This window comes from Gordonia sp. X0973, from assembly GCF_013348785.1.
GTDB lineage: Bacteria > Actinomycetota > Actinomycetes > Mycobacteriales > Mycobacteriaceae > Gordonia.
Genome location: NZ_CP054691.1, coordinates 1,849,121 through 1,865,959, shown reverse-complemented (window position 1 = coordinate 1,865,959; position 16,839 = coordinate 1,849,121). Strand labels below are relative to the sequence as shown.

The 16,839-nt window shown below is 68.3% G+C and carries 13 protein-coding genes; 12 read left to right on the top strand and 1 reads right to left on the bottom strand.

Annotated features, from left to right (window positions below):
* The first annotated feature begins 148 nt into the window (after nucleotides 1–148).
* The 6 genes from HUN08_RS09140 to HUN08_RS09115 all read left to right on the top strand — a co-directional run bounded on the left by HUN08_RS09140 (nucleotide 149) and on the right by HUN08_RS09115 (nucleotide 6,407).
* On the top strand, nucleotides 149–1,495 hold the full coding sequence (locus HUN08_RS09140; RefSeq protein WP_124246412.1) for a phenylacetate--CoA ligase family protein: 1,347 nt from the start codon (nucleotides 149–151) through the stop codon (nucleotides 1,493–1,495).
* Between the two features lie 78 nt (nucleotides 1,496–1,573).
* The gene (locus HUN08_RS09135; protein WP_124246411.1) at nucleotides 1,574–2,728 is read left to right on the top strand and encodes an acyl-CoA dehydrogenase family protein; all 1,155 of its coding nucleotides are present in this window, start codon (nucleotides 1,574–1,576) and stop codon (nucleotides 2,726–2,728) included.
* A gap of 37 nt (nucleotides 2,729–2,765) precedes the next feature.
* Complete coding sequence (locus HUN08_RS09130; RefSeq protein ID WP_124246410.1) at nucleotides 2,766–3,278, top strand: MaoC/PaaZ C-terminal domain-containing protein; 513 nt, start codon at nucleotides 2,766–2,768, stop codon at nucleotides 3,276–3,278.
* A gap of 5 nt (nucleotides 3,279–3,283) precedes the next feature.
* Nucleotides 3,284–4,492 (top strand): thiolase family protein, encoded by a 1,209-nt coding sequence (locus HUN08_RS09125; RefSeq protein ID WP_124246409.1) that lies wholly within the window; start codon nucleotides 3,284–3,286, stop codon nucleotides 4,490–4,492.
* 17 nt (nucleotides 4,493–4,509) lie between these two features.
* Nucleotides 4,510–4,926 carry a Zn-ribbon domain-containing OB-fold protein gene (locus HUN08_RS09120; RefSeq protein WP_124246408.1) on the top strand — a complete coding sequence of 139 codons (417 nt, stop codon included), beginning with the start codon at nucleotides 4,510–4,512 and terminating at the stop codon, nucleotides 4,924–4,926.
* 17 nt (nucleotides 4,927–4,943) lie between these two features.
* Nucleotides 4,944–6,407, top strand: coding sequence for an aldehyde dehydrogenase family protein (locus tag HUN08_RS09115; protein WP_124246407.1), 1,464 nt, complete (start codon nucleotides 4,944–4,946; stop codon nucleotides 6,405–6,407).
* Here the strand turns inward: HUN08_RS09115 and HUN08_RS09110 are convergent.
* Entirely contained in the window at nucleotides 6,352–7,926 is a 1,575-nt protein-coding gene (locus HUN08_RS09110) for a PucR family transcriptional regulator (protein WP_165353440.1), read from the bottom strand. The genes HUN08_RS09115 and HUN08_RS09110 overlap by 56 nt on opposite strands.
* 136 nt (nucleotides 7,927–8,062) lie before the next feature.
* Between HUN08_RS09110 and HUN08_RS09105 the strand changes: the two genes are divergently transcribed.
* The 6 genes from HUN08_RS09105 to HUN08_RS09080 are packed head-to-tail and all read left to right on the top strand — an operon-like array spanning nucleotide 8,063 to nucleotide 16,747.
* Entirely contained in the window at nucleotides 8,063–9,493 is a 1,431-nt protein-coding gene (locus HUN08_RS09105) for a gamma-aminobutyraldehyde dehydrogenase (protein WP_174900982.1), read from the top strand.
* A gap of 46 nt (nucleotides 9,494–9,539) precedes the next feature.
* Nucleotides 9,540–11,489 (top strand): primary-amine oxidase, encoded by a 1,950-nt coding sequence (locus HUN08_RS09100; RefSeq protein WP_124246404.1) that lies wholly within the window; start codon nucleotides 9,540–9,542, stop codon nucleotides 11,487–11,489.
* Between the two features lie 12 nt (nucleotides 11,490–11,501).
* The gene (locus HUN08_RS09095) at nucleotides 11,502–12,362 is read left to right on the top strand and encodes a universal stress protein (protein ID WP_124246403.1); all 861 of its coding nucleotides are present in this window, start codon (nucleotides 11,502–11,504) and stop codon (nucleotides 12,360–12,362) included.
* Nucleotides 12,362–13,903 (top strand): APC family permease, encoded by a 1,542-nt coding sequence (locus HUN08_RS09090; RefSeq protein ID WP_124246402.1) that lies wholly within the window; start codon nucleotides 12,362–12,364, stop codon nucleotides 13,901–13,903. Before HUN08_RS09095 ends, HUN08_RS09090 begins: the two co-directional genes overlap by 1 nt.
* Nucleotides 13,904–13,912: 9 nt before the next feature.
* The gene (gene gabT, locus HUN08_RS09085; protein WP_124246401.1) at nucleotides 13,913–15,265 is read left to right on the top strand and encodes a 4-aminobutyrate--2-oxoglutarate transaminase; all 1,353 of its coding nucleotides are present in this window, start codon (nucleotides 13,913–13,915) and stop codon (nucleotides 15,263–15,265) included.
* 39 nt (nucleotides 15,266–15,304) lie between these two features.
* Nucleotides 15,305–16,747 (top strand): NAD-dependent succinate-semialdehyde dehydrogenase, encoded by a 1,443-nt coding sequence (locus HUN08_RS09080; protein WP_301546983.1) that lies wholly within the window; start codon nucleotides 15,305–15,307, stop codon nucleotides 16,745–16,747.
* Nucleotides 16,748–16,839: the final 92 nt, after the last annotated feature.

Sequence of the window (16,839 nt, the reverse complement as noted above, 5' to 3'; positions counted from 1 at the left end):
GCGCCGAAATCCGATTCGCGTAAGCGAAATCGGCGCTTTCGAAAAGATCCGTTGATCGCCTGCGTGACCGGCCATACATTCAATGAGAATTGTTGCCCCGCGTAGCCGCCACAGATCAATTCCCGAATCCCATAAGGAGCACGACACAATGGCCGTTCGCCCCCACTCGGCAGAGCACTGGAGTGCGGTGGAAAGCCTGTCGACGGCGCAGACCGCCGAGTTGCAGAATCGGGCGCTGGTCGACCAACTCGCCTACGTCAACTCGAACAGCGAGTTCTACCGGCGCAAATTCGCCGAGGCCGGCGTGGACCCGACAACGGTGCGCACCGCCGCCGACCTGGCGGAACTACCCTTCACCGAGAAGCAGGAGCTGCGCGATTCGCTGGAGGCGCGCCGCCCGCTCGGCCTTCACCAGGCCGCCCCCGACGCCGACATCGTGCAGATCCAGGCATCGTCGGGCACCACCGGCAGCCCGTCGTACGTTGGCCTCACCCGGTCCGACATCGCCCTGTGGTCGGAGTTGGGCGCGCGGGCGCTCTACGCCAACGGCTTCCGCCCGGGCGACCGCATGCTGCACGGACTGGGGATGAGCAAGGGCTTCGTCGGCGGGATCCCGGTGCTGCAGATCGCCCAGTACATGGGGATCGTCGACATCCCGATCGGGGCCGAGGCCGGCGTCGACCGTCTGCTGCGCGTCCAGGCCGACCAACGGCCGGAACTGCTCATCGGCACCCCCAACTTCCTCGCCTTCCTCGGGGAGCAGGCCCCGGCGACCATCGGCACCGCCGCCGACGCACTCGGCGTCCGTGCGATCAGCGTCGGCGGGGAACCGGGCGGCGGCCTCCCGGCGACGCGACAGAAGCTCGAGGAACTGTGGGGAGCGACGAGCCGCGAGATGCTCGGCGGCACCGACCTCGGTTGCATGTACTGGGGGGAGTGCGAGGCCCAGGACGGGATGCACCACCACTGCCCCGATCTGATCGCCGTCGAACTCATCGACCCGGACACCGGTGCGGTGAAGGCGCCGGTCGAGGGCGCCGAGGGCGAGCTGGTGTACACCGCGCTCGGGCGGCAGGCGTCGCCGTTGGTCCGATTCCGCACCCGCGACCACGTGGTCGTGACCGGAACCTCCTGCCCCTGCGGCCGCACCGGATACAAGGTGCGCTGCGTCGGCCGCACCGACGACATGCTCATCGTCCGCGGGATCAACCTCTTCCCGTCGGCAGTCAAACAGCTGGTGTCGGAATTCGAACCGGTGGCGACCGGCGAAATGCGGATCCGCGCCGATTTCGACGGACATTCGACGCAGAAGCCGCTGCAACTCGTCGTCGAATACACCGACGGGGTCGACGAGACCGCACAGCAGAAATTGGCGGCAGATATCGAAACGCGTGTGCGCTCGGCGCTGAACGTGAAGGCGATCGTGAATCTGGTACCCGAATTGACACTCAAACGACCGGACCACGTGAAGGTCAATCTCATCGAACGCGTCTGACCCGAAATACCGACCCAAATCAACGTCGAAGTCCGCCCACACACCGAGAAAGCGGACCCGCTTATAAGGAGTATCCACATGAACAAGAACTTCCTCACCGACGAGCAGGAAGCCTGGCTCAAGGTCGTCAACGACTTCATGGACAAGGACATCACCGTCGAGTACGTCCGCCACTGCGACCAGAACCGCGAGTACCCGTACGAGGCGTACAAGAAGATCGCCGACCAGGGCTGGCTCGGCATCCTGATCCCCGAGGAGGAGGGCGGCTCCGGCGGCGACATCTTCGATTACGCACTGATGGCCGAGGGCCTGGGCAAATACGGGTTCGACTTCTCCTGCTCGGTCTTGGTGCCGACGTTCACCGCGATGAACATCATCAAGTTCGGCACCCAGGAGCAGAAGGACCGCTACGTCAAGCCGTTCATCAGCGGCGACATCCGTTTCTCGGTCTCGATGACCGAGCCGGACGCCGGCTCCGACGTCTTCGCCACCAAGACCCACGCCCACCGCAACGGGGACGGCGACTGGGTCATCAACGGCGCGAAGATGTTCTGCTCGGGCGCCCAGGCCGACAACACCGTGATCGCGATGCTGGTGCGCACCGACAAGGAGGACAAGCACGGCGGCCTGACCATGCTGCTCATCCCCAACGACACGCCGGGCATGGTGATCAACAAGCTCCCCACCCTGTCGCGGCACGCGACGGGTACCACCGAGATCTTCCTCGACGACGTCGTCGTCCCCGGCGACGCGATCCTGGGCGCCGAGGGGCAGGGCCACGAGATCATCATCAACCACCTCGAACTCGAGCGCTGCGCCGTCTCCGCCGCCTACGTCGGCAACGCGCAGGAAGCGGTGGGCAACGCCCTGCGCTACGCGCACCAGCGCAAGCAGTTCGGCACGGCGATCTACAACTTCCAAGTGCTCAAGCACATGCTGGCCGAGAACCAGACCCGGGTGGACGCCGCCCGCCTGCTCGTCTACCGCGCGGCCGCGATGAAGGCGCAGGGGCTGGAGGCCCCGGCCGAGACGTCGATGGCCAAGCTGTACGGCTCGGAGACGCTCAAGCAGTGCGCGCTCGACGGCATGCAGATCCTCGGCGGCTTCGCGAACCTTCCCGAGGCGGATATGGAGCGCTACCTGCGGGAGAGCGTCCAGTCCACCATCGGCGGCGGCACCTCGCAGATCCAGCGGACGATCATCGCCAAGTCGATGCGCTTGGCGAACGCCTGATCCGCACCGGCACCCACTTCCCGAAAGGACGGAGCCCATGGCTCTCATCAACAACACCATCGACATGCCGCTCGACGAGCTCGAGGTCGGCACCATCTTCCAGACCGGCGGTCGCACCATCACCGAGACCGACGTCGTGAACTTCTGCGCGCTCACCGGCAACTGGATCGAGATCCACTCCAACAAGCACTACGCCGAGCAGACGCGCTTCAAGGAGCGGCTGGTGCAGGGGTCGCTGACCTATTCGGTGATGACCGGCCTGCTGATCTTCGGCCCGCCGATCCAGGCCAACTACGGCATCGACCGGCTGCGCTACCTGCACCCGGTCCACATCGGCGACACCATCTACGTCAAGGCCGAGATCATCGACAAGGAGGTCAAGGACGACGACTACGGCGTCATCAAGCTACAGATGAAGGCGCTCAACCAGGACGGCGACCTCTGCCAGATCTCGGAGTGGCGCTTGCTGATGCTGCGCAAACGCGAGGCGCTCGAGGAATTGGTCAGCGCTTCGATTCCCACCGAGAAGCCGCGCAAGAAGAAGGACTGACGCAGATGGGGAAGCCGGTAGCGGCCATCGTCGGGCTCGGCGATTCCTACGCCGACAAGGAGAACCGCAAAGACCCGCTGCAGTTGGCCGCCGAAGCGCTGACCGCGGCGGTCGCCGATGCCGGGATCGACAAATCCGAGGTCGACGTCCTGCTCACCGGGCGCTCGCCGTGGGCGGACAAGCGCTCGCAGTGGAGCAACATCTTCATCTCGTATATGCAGATGCCGCTGACCTTCACCAGCGAGATGACGCTGCACGGCGCCGGCCTGACCGGGTCGCTGGGCGTCGCGTCGGAGATGATCCGGGCGGGTCGCGCCAAGTATGTGGTCTGCCTGCAATCCGACGCGACCGAACTCTTCGTCGACGCGGTCGCCATGGGTTCGGAGGCCGACGCCGATCCGCAGTACGAGGTGCCCTACGGCCCGACGATCCCGTCCCTGTACGGCCAGGCCGCCCATCGGTACATGCACGAGTTCGGCGTGACCGAGGAAGACCTCGCGCACGTCGCGGTGGCCAACCAGTCGTGGGGAGCGCATCATCCGCGCGCCGTCAAAGGGCGCTACGGCGAGATCGACGTCGAGAAGGTCCTGTCGTCGCCCTATATCGCGAGCCCGCTGCGGCTGTGGATGTGTTCGCGGTGGGGCGGGGGCACCGGAGGTGCGGTGGTGCTGACCTCGCCGGACAACGTCAAGCCCGGTCAGGACGCCGTCTACCTGCAGGGATACGGAACGGCCACGACCCACGAATACCTCACCGACCGGGTGAACATGACGAATCTGCGGTTCGCCGACATGGGGCAGACACCCAATCTGAGCTATACCGCGACCGTCGAGGCGGCCCGGCAGGCCTACGCCATGTCCGGGCTCACCCCGGCCGACGTCGACATCCGGGAACTTTCGGTCAACTTCGCCCATATGGGACCGATCATCCTGGAGGACCTCGGTTTCGCCGCGAAGGGCCGCGGCGTCGAGCTCTACAAGGAGGGGCGCACGTTGGCCGACGGCGACCTGCCGACCGACACCAACGGGGGCTGGCTCTCCTTCGGACAGCCGGGAATCTCCTGCAACATGGACACCATCGTCGAGACCGTTCGGCAACTGCGCGGCACCGCGCTGGGCGCGGCCCCCGCGACGGCACCGGAAGTCGCGCTGGTGCAGGGCGCCGGCGGGATGCTCGCCGCGGCCGCCGTCCTACTCCTGACCAATGCCGCGTAGTGGAAGGACTTTCGACGATGAGCACTGAACTGACGCAGGACTGGCCGCAGCCCTATCCGCTGATGGACGCCGAACCCTACTGGGCGGGATTGGCCGAGGGAAAGATCCTGTTCCAACGCTGCCGTTCCTGCGGCGCCAACGTCTGGCCGGCCCACGGATTCTGCACCCGGTGCTCGGCCCGCGAACTGGACTGGGTGCCGGCCGCCGGAACCGGCGAGGTCTGGTCGCATTCGACGGTGATGCGCGGCCCGACGCCGACCTGGCAGTCGATCGCGCCGTACACGGTCGGATTCATCGCCATGGACGAGGGCTACTACCTGTTCTCGCAGATCGATGCACCGGCCGACGAGGTGGCGATCGGCCTGCGCGTGCGGGCCGTCATCGTGACGCGCGGCGAGCAGAAGATCCCCGTCTTCGTACCGGAATCGACGTAGGAGAGGCAGGTCCAGCCATGAGTCGACCAACGGCCTACGACCTGTGGATCGGGGGCAACTGGGTCCCCTCGCAGGGCGCGGAACGGCTCGACGTCCACAACCCGGTGACCGGCAAGACCGTCTACACGACCCCGAATGCCACCGCGGCCGACGTCGACGCGGCGGCCGCCGCCGCCGCCGAGGCGGGACAGGTGTGGCGCCACGAGCACGTGCTGCGCTCGGAGTGCCTGCTCTCACTCGCCCGGCTCATCATCGAGAACGCCGAAGAGCTGGCCGCTCTGGACACCTCCGATTCGGGACGGCTGCCGCACCAGGCGGTGGGACAGGTCCGCAACATCGCGCGGTGGTACCGGTTCTTCGCCGGCTACACCGACAAGATCACCGGTCAGACGATCCCGACCGAGAGCTCGACGATGTTCACCTACACGCTGCGCGAACCGCTCGGGGTGATCGGGGCGATCACGGCGTGGAATGCTCCGCTGCTCCTGGCCGGACTGAAGTTGGCGCCGGCGCTCGCGGCCGGAAACACCGTGGTCGTGAAGCCGAGCGAATTGTCGTCGGCATCCACGCTCGCGTTCGCGAAGCTGTGCGACGACGCGGGGTTCCCGCCCGGCGTCGTCAACGTGGTGACCGGTGACGGACCCGGCACCGGCGCGGCGCTCGTCGCGCATCCCGGTGTCGCGCACGTGACCTTCACCGGCAGCGTCGGCGGCGGCCGTCGCGTTGGGGCGCTGGCCGCCCAGCACCTCAAGGGCGTCACGCTCGAACTCGGCGGCAAGTCGCCCAACATCGTCTTCGACGACGCCGACCTCGACGCGGCGATCGTCGGCGTCCTCGCCGGGATCCTCACGCTCACCGGGCAGAGCTGCATCGGCGGTTCCCGCGTGCTGGTCCAACGCGGCGTCTACGACGAGGTCGTCGAGCGGTTGCGCAGGCGCGTCGACGAGATGGTCGTCGGTTCGGCCGACGAACCCGAGGCCGAAATCGGACCGGTCGCCAACGCCGCGCAGATGGAACGCGTCGAGTACCTCGTCGGCAACGCGCACAAGTCTGATGCCCGCCTGGTCTCGGGTGGGAGGCGCGCCGACCGCGAGGGCCTGTTCTTCCTGCCGACGATCTTCGCCGACGTCGACAACGACTCCGAGCTGGCGCGCGAGGAGGTGTTCGGCCCGGTCATGGCGGTCATCCCGTTCGACGACGAGGAGCAGGCCCTGGCCATCGCCAACGACACCGCCTTCGGACTCGCCTCCGGGGTGTGGACCACCGACGTCTCCCGGGCGCACCGCATGGCCGCCGGCCTGCAGGCCGGCTCGGTGTACGTGAACAACTATCGGGGGTTGGGCCCGCAGGTTCCCTTCGGCGGTTACAAGGACAGCGGTGTCGGACGGGAGAACGGCTACGACGCCGTGCTCGAGTTCACCCAGGTCAAAGCGGTGTGGTTGGAGACGGCCCCGACGCACGTCGACTCGTTGCGCCGCTAGTCCCGCCGCGATGGGCCAGCACGGCCAACAGCAGTTCGGCGCGCACCCGAGCGGAGTCCAGGTCCACGTCCAGTAGCTCGCGGATTCGGTCGATCCGGGCGCGCAGGGTGTGGCGGTGGACGCCGATCATGGCGGCGGCCGTCTCCCATTGGCCGTGTCCTTCCAGGTAGGCCCGCAACGAGGCCACCAGATCGGTTCCGTGCGCCGCGTCGTGTGCCACGAGGGGGGTGACGTAGACCGTGCCCAGTTGGGTCAGGGCGTCCGCCGTCGCGGGCATGCTGAGCAGCGAGTGTCCGGCTAGCTTGGCGGCGTCGGTCGGCGCCGCACCCGGGCGCGCGGCCTCGGCCGCGGTCCGTGCCACGGCCGCAGCCGCCGCGACATCGGCCGGGACGGCGGGGGTGCTCAGGCCGACGCGCAGTCGGCGCCGCACCCCGACGGGCAGTCCGCCCAGCAGGACGGCGGTGGTCGTCGGATCGTCGTCGGCCCGCAGCAGTACGACCACCGATCCATCCGGGCGGACGGTGACGAACGGCGGGCGCGAGGCGCTGCGCAGCGCTTGTTCCACATGTCCGGCGAGCGCCGGGGCGCCCTCGGGTTCGGTCAGGATGACGAGCACCCGAATCCGGCCGCTGTGATCGGCGGCGGGCGCCAGCACGCGGTGGATGCCGTCGACATCGGCGGCGTCGCCGAGGGCCAACCCCAACGCGGTGCCGTTCACGCGCGTGGCACTCTCGTCGACCCGTCTGGGCTTCTCGAAGTCGAGTGCCAGCAGCGAGTTGGCGTGACCGATGAGGACGTGGTCGGTGGGGCGGGGTTCGTGCGGGGAGACCAGCGCCAGGTACCCGTGGGTGCGCTCGCCGACCCGGATGGTGTGCACCACCGCCGGACCCGTGCTCGTCGTTCCGGCCGCGAGGCCGAACGAGACCCGGCGGGCGAGTTCGCCCACCGCCCCCAGGACGTCGGGTCCGGGGAGCGCCGGGCGGCTGTCGACGGTCCGGCCGTGTGGGTCGAGGAGGATCGCGGTCCCGTCGCACGCCTTGGCCAATTCGGTGAGCAACGCGGATCGACCGCCGACGGCAGCGGCCCGGGTCAGCCGCGGTTGTGCGCGCGCGGTCGCCTCCTGGGCCCGGTCGCGCAGCGTCTCGGCGCGCTGGGAGACCGCCTTGGCGACGGCGAGGAAGGGGGTCGGCAGGGGTACCGCGATCAGCGGCAGACCGCGATTGCGTGCGGCGCGCACCAGCCCGCGGGGAATGGTGTCGGTGCTGACCCCCACACCGAATCCGATCCCCACCACGTCGCGGTCGACCAACCGGGCGACGTAGGCGTCGAGATCGTCGTCGGATTGGGGCAGGCCGAGCCCGGTGACAAGCACCATCTCGCCGCCGCCGAGCCACGGCGTGGGGTCGGCGAGTTCGGTGGTGATGACGTAGCCGATCTCGCGGTCGAGGCGGTCGGCACCGGCCACGACGGTGAGACCGAGATGCCGACGGCCCACGAGCCAGCGCAGAGTCACAGCCATACCCGCCATTCTGTCCATTAATTCGGCATCTGGATAGACAAATTGGCAGATGCGCCGCCCTGTGATGTGGAACACAGTACAGATCAAGCCAGTACATCCGACACCACCGCTGTGCCGCACCCGACGAGAGGCTCTGATCGTGACCACCAGGCTCAAGAACTTCATCGACGGCGAGTTCGTCGACTCCGCCTCCGCCGACACCTTCGACGTCGTCAACCCGGCCGACGAATCCGTCGTCGCGGTCTCACCCAATTCGACGGCCGACGAGGTGGCCGGCGCCGTGATCGTCGCCCAACGCGCGGCGACGACGTGGGGCCGCACGACACCGGGCCAGCGGCAGAAGATGCTGCTCGACCTCGCCGACGCGATCGAGGCGCGTGCCGACGAGTTGGTGGCCGCGCAGGTCCGGAACACCGGTCAGCTCGCGGCGATGGTCAAGTCCGAAGAGGTACTCGTCGGCGCCGACCAGATCCGGTTCTTCGCGGGGGCCGCCCGCCTTCTCGAAGGGCGCGCCGCGGGGGAGTACATGGAGGGTTTCACCAGCTACGTGCGCCGCGAACCGATCGGCGTCGTCGGTCAGGTCACCCCGTGGAACTACCCGTTCATGATGGCCGTCTGGAAGATCGCACCCGCGTTGGCCGCCGGGAACACAATCGTCCTCAAACCCAGCGACACGACGCCGGAGAGCACGCTGGTCCTCGCCGACATCACCCGGGGCATTCTGCCCGACGGGGTGTTCAACGTCGTGCTGGGCAATGGCGCGACCGGCGCCACCCTCGTCGAGAACCCAGCCCTCGGCCTCGTCGCGATCACCGGATCGGTGCGCGCCGGGATCGCCGTCGCCCAGGCCGCGGCCCGAGACGTGCGGCGGGCGCATCTCGAGCTCGGCGGCAAGGCGCCGGCCGTCGTCTTCGCCGACGCCGACATCGCGAAGGCCGCCGAGGGCATCGCCCAGGCCGCCTTCTTCAACGGCGGCCAGGACTGCACCGCGGCCACCCGCGCGCTGGTCCACGAGTCGGTCCACGACGAATTCGTCACCGCCCTGGTCGCGCAGGCGCGCAAGCTCCGGCCCGGCGCCCCGGACGACGAGGACGCGTTCTTCGGCGCGCTGAACAACGTCAACCACTTCACCGCGGTCATGGCCAAGATCGACGCGGTACCCGCGCACGCCACCATCGCTACCGGCGGCAAACGGGTCGGCGACCGCGGCTTCTACGTCGAGCCGACGGTGGTCACCGGTGTCGCGCAGGACGATCCGATCGTCCAGGAGGAAACCTTCGGGCCGATCATCACCGTCCAGCCCTTCCGCACCGAGGACGAGGCCGTCGAGCTGGCCAACGGCGTCGACTACGGCCTCGCGTCCAGCGTGTGGACCACCGACCACGGGACCGTCACCCGGACCACCGCCCGCATCGACGCCGGCTGCGTGTGGGTGAACTGTCACATCCCGCTGGTCGCGGAGATGCCGCACGGCGGGTTCAAACACTCCGGATACGGCAAGGACCTGTCGATCTACGGCCTGGAGGACTACACGCGCATCAAGCATGTGATGAGCGCCCACGACTGACCCTGCTCCACCGCCCCGCACCCACCGACGAGAAGGAGCACCGCCCATGTCCGACACCTTCCATCCGCTCGACCCGCTGACCGCCGACGAGTTCACCCGCATCACCGAGATCCTCGCCGCCGGCCACGGCGTCGGCGAGGGGTGGCGATACACGTCGATGGAGATGGTCGAACCGTCCAAGGACCAGCTCGACGCCTTCGACGCCAAGGGGACCGCGTGCCCGCGCGACGCCGAGGCCGTCGTGGTCGAGCGGGCCACCAACTCGACCTACAAAGCGCTGGTGTCCCTCGACGACGGCGAGGTCCGGGACTGGACACACATCGCCGGGGTGCAGCCCAACGTCACGGTCGACGAGTGGCATGAGGCCGACGAGATGCTGCGCAACCATCCCGACGTCATCGCCGCGCTCGCCGCCCGCGGGATCACCGATCTCGACCTGGTGTTCATGGACACCTGGACCTTCGGCGAGGCCGTGATCCCGGAGCAGTACCGGGATCGGCGTGTCGGCTGGTCGGACACCTGGGTGCGGGCCTCCGAGGGTGCCAATCCGTATGCCGGCCCGGTCAAGGGATTCCACTGTCTGCTCGACCTGAACTCGATGGAGCTCCTCGAGATCGACGAGACGGCCACGGTGCCGACGCCGGAGATCATGGGGGAGTACCTGCCCAGTCACATCCCGGAACGGATCCGCAAGGCGTCGACGCGGGAACCGCTCAAGCCGCTGGACATCACACAGCCGGAGGGACCGTCGTTCACGCTCACCGGTAACCGCCTCCAGTGGCAGAACTGGTCGCTGCGCGTCGGGTTCAACCACCGCGAGGGCATGACGCTGCACGCGATCACCTACAACGACAACGGGAAGGTCCGCAAGATTGCGCACCGGCTGTCGTTCGCCGAGATGATGGTGCCCTACCGCGACCACTGCCCGGATCACTTCCGCCGCACCGCCTTCGACATCGGCGAATGGGGCCTCGGCTTCATGACGACCTCCCTGGAGCTCGGCTGCGACTGTCTCGGCGAGATCCGCTACCTCGACGCTGTGCTGCACGACAGCGCCGGGAAGCCGTACACGATCAAGAACGCCATCTGCATCCACGAGGAGGACAACGCCGTCCTCTGGAAGCACGTCGACGGCAACGGCGACGCGCAGGTCCGCCGCATGCGACGACTCACCGTCTCCTTCCACGTCACCGTCGCCAACTACGAGTACCTCACGTATTGGCGCTTCTACCAGGACGGCAACATCGAATGCGAGGTCCGCGCGACCGGCATCATGGTCGTCACCCATTTCGCGCCCGGCGAGCAGCCGGCACACGGCACGATCGTCGACAACCTGACCTACGCGCCCTATCACCAGCACTTCCTCACCGCGCGGCTCGACCTCGACATCGACGGCACCGCCAACACGGTCTATCGCAGTGAGACGAAGCCGGAGCCGATCGGCCCGGACAACCCGTTCGGCCTCTCGCTGCGGCAGGAGAACACCCCGCTGCGCACCGAATCCGAGGGCAAACAGAACCCTGATTTCGCGACGCAGCGGTCGTGGAAGATCGCCAACGACAACGTGACGACGGGGATCGGCCTGCACCCGGCCTACAAGCTCTCCCCGTCGGGGGCCTTCCCGTCGATGTTCAACGAGGACTCGCCGGTGCTCGGCCGCGCGGAGGTCATCAAGCACTCCCTGTGGGTGACGCCCAACGCGCGAGACGAACGGTGGCCGGCGGGCGAATTCGTCAACCAGGGCGGCACCGGGATGGGGCTGCCGGAATGGACCAAGCGCAACCGCAGCATCGAGAACACCGACGTGGTGCTCTGGTACACCTTCGGCATCCACCACATCACGCGGCCCGAGGACTGGCCGATCATGCCAGCGGACACCGTGAGCTTCTGGCTCAAACCGTTCGGATTCTTCGAGCGCAACCCGTCGCTCGACGTGGAGCCGTCACCGTCGAAGTCGTCGCACTGCGGCGGCTCGAGTTGCGGCTGCGAGCACTGAGAGGTGTCGACGATGAGGCTCTATGTCGCTTATCTGGCCACCGACGGCGGTGCCGACGCCGTCGCGATCGGCGTGCGCCTCGCGCACTCGCTCTCGGCGGCGCTCGACATCGGGATGATCCTGCCGCCCGATGAGCAGGCCGCGCTGCACTCGGGCGATTTCGACGCGGTGCTGGCCGAACAGGCCGACGAATGGTTGGCGCAGGCGCGCGACCTCGTCCCCGACGACGTGGAGGTCGCGTCGCACATCTCCTTCTCCGACTCCGCCGCCGAGGGGATCATCGCGCAGGCGCAGCAGGTCGGCGCGTCGGCGATCATCGTCGGCGGTTCCGGCGGCGGGTTGATCGGCGGCCACACGCTGGGTTCCACGGTCAACGAATTGGTGCACTCGTCGCCGCTTCCACTCGTGTTGTCACCGCGGGGTGCGCGCCGGTCCAAGATCGCCAAGGTCCGCGAGATCACCTGCGCGCTGGGGATGAAGCCGGGGGCGGACCTGCTGTTCGACACCGCGATCCGCGCGGCGAAGGCGACCGGCGCCCGGTTGCGGGTCGTGTCGCTGATCGCACTCGACCGCACCGCGCGGGGGCGGCGCCCCGACGAGGAGGTGATCGCCGCCGCGACCAACCACGCCCAAGAGGCGTTCCAGAGCGCGCGGACCAGGCTGCCCGCGGGCACCGAGGTGCGCTGGGAGATCGTCACCGGCCCGACCGTCGAAGACGCGGTCAACAAGCTCGACTGGCATGACGGCGACCTCATCATGGTCGGTTCGAGCCGCCTCGCGGCCCGCCGCCGCCTATTCCTCGGCTCCACCGCGGCGAAGATGCTGCGGGTCCTCGACGTCCCGATGGTCATCGTCCCGAAGGAGGACGCGTGATGAGCGCTCCCGACCCCACCCCGACCGTCGTCACGACCCACCAGGGCTCCGACCTCCTCGACAAGGGACTCGCCACGGGCAAGGTCGGCACCTTCGCCGGCGCGGTCCTCGGCGTGTCCTGCGTGGCCCCCGGGTACACGCTGACCGCCAGTATCGGCGTAATCGTCGCGGCCGTCGGGTTGAAGATGCCCGCCATCTTCATCGCCGGGTTCATCCCGATGTTCCTCACCGCCTACGCCTACCGCGAACTCAACTCGCGGGCGCCCGACTGCGGTGCCTCGTTCACCTGGTCGACCAAGGCCTTCGGACCGTACGTCGGGTGGATGTGCGGCTGGGGGATGGTCCTCGCCACCATTATCGTGCTCTCCAACCTCGCCGCGATCGCCGTCGACTTCTTCTACCTCTTCCTCGCGCAGGTCTTCCACAACGACCACATAGCCGACCTGTCCGGGAACAAGCTGATCAACATCGCGACGACACTCGCGTTCATCGCCGTCGCGGCCTGGATAGCCGGTCGGGGCATCACCACCAGCCAGGTCGTGCAGTACGCCCTCGTCGGATTCCAGATGGTCGTCCTCGTGGTCTTCGCGGTCATGGCCATCGTGCGGGCGTCGAGCTCGCAGTTCCACGTCGCCTTCTCGCTGAGCTGGTTCAACCCGTTCAGCGGGCTCGCCCTGGGAGCATTCATCGTCGGCGTGACCGGCTCGATCTTCGCGTTCTGGGGATGGGATACCTGCCTCACCCTGGGCGAGGAATCCAAGGACCCGGAGAAGACGCCCGGCCGGGCGGGACTCCTCGCCGTCATCACGATCCTGCTGACCTACCTGCTGGTCGCGGTCGCGGTGATGATGTACGCCGGGGTCGGCGACAAGGGGATCGGCCTGGGGGCGACGGCGAACTCGGAGAACGTGTTCAAGCCGCTGGCCAATCCGGTGCTCGGCAGCTTCGGCGGGTTGATGCTGTTCCTGGCGATCTTCGCGTCCTCGGTCGCGAGTCTGCAGACCACATTCCTCCCGGCGGCCCGCACCATGCTGGCGATGGGCGCCTACGGGGCGTTCCCGCGCAAGCTCGCCACGGTCCATCCTCGGTTCATGGTCCCGACCTTCGCGACGGTCGTCTCGGCGATCGTCACCAGCGTCTTCTACGTCGCGGTGAAGCTGCTCTCCGAGCACGCCCTGTGGGACACCATCGCCGCGCTGGGCATCATGATCTGCTGGTACTACGGGATCACCGCCTTCGCCTGCGTCTGGTTCTTCCGCCGGGAACTGTTCGACTCGGTGCACAACATCGTCTTCAAGCTGGTCTTCCCGCTGCTCGGCGGGATCATCCTGGCCACCGTGTTCGTGATCTCGGTGAAGGAGAGTCTCAACCCCGATTCCGGCAGCGGCACCTCAGTGGGCGGGATCGGACTGGTCTTCATCATGGGATTCGGCCTGCTGCTGCTGGGCGCGGTCCTGATGCTCATCTGGCGATCGGCGCACCCCGCCTTCTTCCGCGGCGAAACCCTCAGCCGCGACACGCCACCCCTGCCGGAGCCCTAGGAGGTCCCCATGACATCGACCGTCACCAGCGCGTCGCGGGTGCCGCAGCGGCGCATCCTCCGCACCGCCATCCCCGGGCCGCGGTCGGAGGAACTCGCCGCCCGGCGCCGGGCCGCCGTGGCCGCCGGCGTCGGGTCGTCGGTCCCCGTCTACGCGGTCGACGCCGACGGGGGAGTGATCGTCGACGTCGACGGGAATTCGCTGATCGACCTCGGTGCCGGCATCGCCGTCACCACCGTCGGGGCCAGCGATCCTGGGGTCGCCGCCGCCGTCGCCGAGCAGGCGGCCCACTTCACGCACACCTGCTTCATGGTCACGCCGTACGAGGGCTACGTCGCGGTCGCGGAGAAGCTCAACGAGTTGACCCCGGGCGATCACGAGAAGCGCACGGTGCTCTTCAACTCGGGCGCCGAGGCGGTGGAGAACGCGATCAAAGTGGCCCGACTGGCCACCGGCCGCGAAGCCGTCGTCGCCTTCGACAACGCCTATCACGGGCGCACGAACCTGACGATGGCGCTGACCGCCAAGACGATGCCGTACAAGACCGGCTTCGGGCCCTTCGCACCCGAGGTCTACCGCATGCCGATGTCCTATCCGTACCGCGATCCGCTCGGGGACGACGGCGTGGCCGCCGCGCGGCGGGCGATCGCCCAGATGGAGACGCAGATCGGGGCCGATCAGCTCGCGGCGATGATCATCGAGCCGATCCAGGGTGAGGGCGGGTTCATCGTGCCCGCACCCGGCTTCCTGCCCACCCTCGTCGACTGGGCGCGCGAGCACGGCGTCGTGTTCATCGCCGACGAGGTGCAGACCGGGTTCGCGCGCACCGGCTCGTGGTTCGCCTGCGACGACGAGGGCATCGTGCCCGACCTGATCACGATGGCCAAGGGGATCGCCGGCGGGATGCCGCTGGCCGCGGTCACCGGGCGGGCCGAACTGCTCGACGCGGTGCACGCCGGCGGCCTCGGCGGGACCTACGGGGGCAATCCGGTCGCCTGCGCCGCGGCACTGGCGGCCATCGAGACGATGGCGCGCGCCGACCTCGCCGGCCGCGCGCGGGCCATCAACGCGGCCGCGACGGCGAAGCTGCGCGCACTGGCCGACGAGGTCGGCGTCATCGGCGACATCCGCGGCCGCGGGGCGATGATCGCCGTCGAGATCGTCACACCCGGCACCACCGATCCCGACCCAGCACTGACCAAGGCGATCGCCTCGGCGGCCCTCGCCGAGGGCGTCGTCGTCCTCACGTGCGGTACATATGGAAACGTGATCCGTTTGCTGCCGCCGCTCGTCATCGGCGACGACCTCCTGGACGAGGGGATCGGCGTCCTCGCCGACGCCGTTCGCGCGGCGACCCGATGAACAGAGGTGACCGTCGTGTCCGCTGATTCCGTCCCCGAGCTGCCCGCAGGCGTGCCCACCGGCCTGTGGATTGCCGGTGAATCCCGTTCTGCCGCCGGTGAATTCGAGGTCGTCAACCCGGCCACCGGTAAGCGGCTGGCCACGGTCGCCGACGCCACCGTCGACGATGCGCGCGCGGCGATGGACGCCGCGGCGGCCGTTGCGCCGCAGTGGGCGGCCACACCGCCCCGGCAGCGGGCGGAGATCCTGCGCAAGGCCTTCGAACTCGTCACCGCGCGCGCCGACGACTTCGCCCTGGTGATGACACTGGAGATGGGCAAGATCCTCGCCGAGAGCCGAGGCGAGGTCGCCTACGGCGCCGAATTCCTCCGGTGGTTCAGCGAGGAGGCCGTTCGGATCGGCGGCCGCACGGCAACCGCGCCCGCGGGAAACGGGGAGATCCTCGTTACCAAGGAGCCGGTGGGGATGTGCCTGGCGGTCACACCGTGGAACTTCCCCCTGGCGATGGGCACCCGCAAGATCGGGCCGGCACTGGCCGCCGGGTGCACGATCATCGTCAAGCCGTCGGAGGACACGCCGCTGACCATGCTGCTGTTGGCGCAGGTCTTCGCCGACGTCGGGCTGCCCGCCGGTGTGCTGTCGGTACTGCCGACGATGGACTCCAAGGGGGTCGTCGCCGCGATCATGGGCGACCCGCGGTTGCGAAAAGTGTCGTTCACCGGCTCGACTGGCGTCGGCAAGGCACTCGTCGCGCAGTCGTCGGAGCAACTGCTCCGCACGTCGATGGAGTTGGGCGGCAACGCTCCGTTCATCGTCTTCGACGACGCCGACCTGGACTCGGCGCTCGACGGGGCGATGGCCGCCAAGATGCGCAACGGCGGGGAGGCCTGTACCGCCGCCAACCGGATCTACGTGCAGAACTCGGTGCGCGACGAGTTCACCCGGCGGTTGACCGAGCGCATCGCCGCGACCCGCGTCGGACCGGGCTGGGCGGAGGGCGTCGGGCTCGGCGCCATCATCAACGAGCGCCAGCTGTCGTCGATCGAGGCCCTCGTCGACGACGCCGTCGCGGCGGGCGCCCGGGTGTTGACGGGCGGCAAGCGGATCGATGGTCCCGGCTGCTTCTATCAGCCGACGGTCGTCGACGACATCCCCGCGCACGCGAAGATACGCGACGCGGAGATCTTCGGCCCGGTGGCCGCGATCGTCGGATTCGACACCGAGGACGAGGCGATCGAACTCGCGAACGGCACCCCCTACGGCCTGGCGTCGTATTTCTACACCGAGTCGCTGGCGCGCACGCAGCGCGTGGCGGCGCGCATCCAGTCCGGGATGGTCGGGGTCAACCGCGGGGTCATCTCCGACGCCGCGGCACCGTTCGGCGGGATCAAGCACTCCGGGTTCGGCTCCGAGGGCGGCACCGAGGGGATCGAGGAGTACCTCAACACGAAATACATCGCATTGCCTCCGTCGCGGGCATAGGCAGACCTCGTACGCCGCCGCGATCGCGACGTCTCGATTGTGATCTGCGACCTGTAGCCCTGGCACCCCCGGAGGGTATGTCGCTAAGCTAA

What these genes read in the sequence shown, in the direction of transcription:
- HUN08_RS09140 (WP_124246412.1), top strand. Translation starts at nt 149, where the DNA reads ATGGCCGTTCGCCCCCACTCGGCAGAGCACTGGAGTGCGGTGGAAAGC.
- HUN08_RS09135 (WP_124246411.1), top strand. Translation starts at nt 1,574, where the DNA reads ATGAACAAGAACTTCCTCACCGACGAGCAGGAAGCCTGGCTCAAGGTC.
- HUN08_RS09130 (WP_124246410.1), top strand. Translation starts at nt 2,766, where the DNA reads ATGGCTCTCATCAACAACACCATCGACATGCCGCTCGACGAGCTCGAG.
- HUN08_RS09125 (WP_124246409.1), top strand. Translation starts at nt 3,284, where the DNA reads ATGGGGAAGCCGGTAGCGGCCATCGTCGGGCTCGGCGATTCCTACGCC.
- HUN08_RS09120 (WP_124246408.1), top strand. Translation starts at nt 4,510, where the DNA reads ATGAGCACTGAACTGACGCAGGACTGGCCGCAGCCCTATCCGCTGATG.
- HUN08_RS09115 (WP_124246407.1), top strand. Translation starts at nt 4,944, where the DNA reads ATGAGTCGACCAACGGCCTACGACCTGTGGATCGGGGGCAACTGGGTC.
- HUN08_RS09110 (WP_165353440.1), bottom strand. Translation starts at nt 7,926, where the DNA reads ATGGCTGTGACTCTGCGCTGGCTCGTGGGCCGTCGGCATCTCGGTCTC.
- HUN08_RS09100 (WP_124246404.1), top strand. Translation starts at nt 9,540, where the DNA reads ATGTCCGACACCTTCCATCCGCTCGACCCGCTGACCGCCGACGAGTTC.
- HUN08_RS09095 (WP_124246403.1), top strand. Translation starts at nt 11,502, where the DNA reads ATGAGGCTCTATGTCGCTTATCTGGCCACCGACGGCGGTGCCGACGCC.
- HUN08_RS09090 (WP_124246402.1), top strand. Translation starts at nt 12,362, where the DNA reads ATGAGCGCTCCCGACCCCACCCCGACCGTCGTCACGACCCACCAGGGC.
- gabT (WP_124246401.1), top strand. Translation starts at nt 13,913, where the DNA reads ATGACATCGACCGTCACCAGCGCGTCGCGGGTGCCGCAGCGGCGCATC.